The sequence below is a fragment of the Pseudoalteromonas sp. genome (assembly GCF_041613455.1).
Lineage (GTDB): Bacteria > Pseudomonadota > Gammaproteobacteria > Enterobacterales > Alteromonadaceae > Pseudoalteromonas.
In genome coordinates, this window is the sequence record NZ_JBFJHD010000267.1 from 1 (window position 1) to 3,474 (window position 3,474).

A 3,474-nucleotide genomic window follows, 5' to 3' on the forward strand; every position below is an offset into this window, starting at 1 on the left:
GTCAACGGCAGATAAAAAGCCGTCTGCGTTAAAGTCACTGAACAAGCTTGCAGTAAGTTTTACCACATAGCCGCCCCAACCATTACGTACAGTTCGGTCTGTATTCGTTGGCATAGTGGATAGAGTGCGGCTTGAATGTGAAGCGCCAAAATTCACTTTTGACAGTGAACCCGCGTCGATCATCCATTCAGTATCTAGGCGTGCTTCGACAATTTCATCTTCAATATCATCACCAAAGATACTGGCCCAGTTTGCGCCTAAAATATCTTTACTCAAGTTTTCTTCAAAACCTAAAACAGGGACGGAACCACCTTGCGTGGCATCAAAAGTGTAGCTATTAAAAAAGCCAGCGACAGTATCCGTTGTACCATTACCACCGTCAGATTTAGCATTAGAATATGAGACATCAGCACTAATATTAACTTCATCATTTAACTGCCAATCCATATTCACGCCAAGCGCTTTGGTGGTGGTAGGACGATAAGATAAGCGATTCAAGTAATCGGTTGCGCTATTATTACCGGTCGCTAATTGCACTACAGTACGGTTTTCATCTAACGTGGCATCAACAATATTGCCCGACTCGAACCAGTGAGCAAGAATATCCTCGCGATAGCTCACATCGTATTTTGAATATAAAGCGTCAGTGGTAAACAGCAGATCATCATGCGGACGATATTGTAATACTAAGCTACCACTGGTACGTTCACGGTTTTCAGTTTTTACGATTTGATCATAGTTGCGTGGCATAAAGACATCTTCTAATACCTCACCACTGGTTAATGAATCTAAGGTCTCTGGTATATAACCCGCTGTTTGTGCGACGTCGCTACGACTGTCTTTGTCGCTGTAAGCAAGCGAGGCTAAAACACCAAACTTGCCATCATCGAAAGTATCACTAATTAACCCAGAGAATGTTGGGTTATGAGAGTCTGACAATTTGTCATAGGTACTTTTTACACTACCAATCGCTTTAAATTCGCCAATACTTAATGGCCGATGAGTAGTAATATTAATCGTTGCGCCGATACTACCATCTTGTAATTTTGCTGATTGCGTTTTATGCACTTCAGCACCATTAATTAACTCCGAAGCAAGCGTATCAAAGCTGAATGCTCTACCACCACTAACCGTCGCCATAGTGCGACCATTTACCAGCACAGCATTAAATTCTGGACCCAAACCTCGAACACTTACTAATTGGCCTTCGCCACCATCGCGGTCAATTGCTACACCCGAAATACGCTGTAGTGACTCCGCAACGTTCTGATCTGGAAACTTACCAATATCTTCTGCAATTATGGCATCTACAACACCACTTGATGATTTTTTAATATCCATCGATTTGACCATACTGGCATGGATACCCGTTACAGCAATGACTTCAATTTCTTTATTTGTATTATTAGTTTCTGCTGCGTTAGCAGCCGTTGATAGCCCTAAATTAACCATGACTAGCATTGATAAATAATTCAATTTGGGTTTATTAATTCGCACGTAGACTCCCCTTTTATGTAGTAATTAATGATGCATCGCCCACCTATTGACATGATTATAATTTTATGGTTAAAGCACGCAATTTTTAACTGGGTCATTACCAACTATAATCATTATCCTATCAATTGCAACATTTATAATACAAATAATACTATATTAATAATCGCATAATTGTTTTTTCTTTGGCATAATCCTAAAGGAAGAGAAATAATTTATTATTTAGAATCACTGTAAAGTGACATACAGTTGCTATGAGGTAAGTAATACCATGTTAAAAAACTTTAATATGTTTAAGGTAAATTTGTGCTTATCAGTACTTTTTTTGAATACTGCAATAGTGCAAGCTGAATCAACGATAAAAATTACAGCTGATCACCCTCTTGCCCGCAATGTTATTGAGCGGACTGGAACACCACAGCAATATAAAGATTACGATAGTTACCAAAACCAAAAATTTAATCCTTTTTTTGATTTAGGGGCTTGGCATGGTTTCTTACTACCTAATGATAAAAGCAGTTACGGCGCATTTACTGGCCCAATGATCATCGCGCAAGAATACAGTTTGTTTATTGCTAAACAATTGGAAAAGCTGAGCATTACTAATAATAAAACACAAAAAACGATTGACTTATCATCAGCAAAGTTAGCAATTTATTCACAACCTGGGGCACTGATACAGCATTATCAATTACCACAGTTTGATCTCGCGCTGTCGTTACACTTTATTAGTAATAGAACGGCACTGATTAGCACAAAAATTACTAACAAAACCAACCAAGAGCAATCACTACAACTTAGTTGGCAAGGTGCTTTGCTTTCGCAGTGGGATGATAATAAAACGGTTAAAGCGGCTTTACCTGATTGGTCAGTAAACATCACAAGCCACGAGTATGGATTAAATATTAATTTTGACGAAATAAGAGCGACATGGGACATACTTACCAGCGACAGTGCTCAATATCAGATTAACCGAAGTCTAGCCAGTTCAACCCAAATAGAGCCAAACCAACAAAGCTATAGTAGTACTAGCAATATAAAAGTTGCTCCACAAAGCAACATTGAACTATTTACCACACACAGTTATTTTCACAATAAAACCGAAGCCAATAATGAGCAGACACTTATTGCTGATGCACTGACTCAGCCTAATAAATACCTGCTAGCGTCGAATAAAAGATGGCAAAGCTATTTAGATAATGGCGTTAACCTTAAAAACAAAACCGAAAAACAAAAGCTAGTCGCTATTAAGTCGATAGAAACCTTGATCGGTAATTGGCGTAGCGCTGCGGGTAACTTATTACACGACAGTGTCACTCCTTCGGTCACTGCAAGGTGGTTTAACGGCACTTGGGCCTGGGATACCTGGAAACATGCCTATGCTATGGCCAGCTTTAACCCAAGCTTAGCAAAGAACAATATTCGAGCGATGTTTGATTATCAAATTCAAGCGAATGATCCTCTCAGAGCCGAAGATCACGGCATGGTCACAGACGCAGTCTTCTATAATAAAGATAAGCCTCGGGGCGGGGATGGTGGTAATTGGAATGAGCGCAATAGCAAACCACCATTGGCGAGTTGGGCTATTTGGCAAGTGTATTTAAAAACCCAAGATAGTGACTTTATTGCCGAGATGTTTCCAAAACTTGAGCAATATCATCAATGGTGGTACAGAAACCGCGACCATAATCAAAATGGTTTAGTGGAGTACGGTGCCACTAAACATAGATTTCATAATGATGAGAATGGCAACATCAGCTTTAAAGTACAATATAAGCATGATAAGAAATTTCAAACGACCGACTTAAGCAGTTGCAGCGCGAAAAGCGATCACTGGTATCACTGCTCTGGCATGGCATTATATCAACACGTACTGAACCGTGGTGATTATGATGATATTGATATTGGCGCTCAGCATGGCGCTGCGTGGGAATCAGGTATGGATAATGCCGCACGCTTTGGCTTTATCACTCCAACACA

Annotated in this window: 2 protein-coding genes; one reads left to right on the plus strand and one right to left on the minus strand. The window is 39.8% G+C overall.

The genetic code is table 11. The features are described from left to right. Positions 1–1,497 (minus strand): TonB-dependent receptor (locus ABYB02_RS15665; protein WP_372763328.1); only part of this gene is annotated, 1,497 nt, incomplete at its 3' end. A 322-nt stretch (positions 1,498–1,819) separates the two neighbouring features. Here ABYB02_RS15665 and ygjK point away from each other — a divergent pair. Then, a partial coding sequence (ygjK, locus tag ABYB02_RS15670; RefSeq protein WP_372763329.1) for an alpha-glucosidase occupies positions 1,820–3,474 on the plus strand: 1,655 nt, incomplete at its 3' end.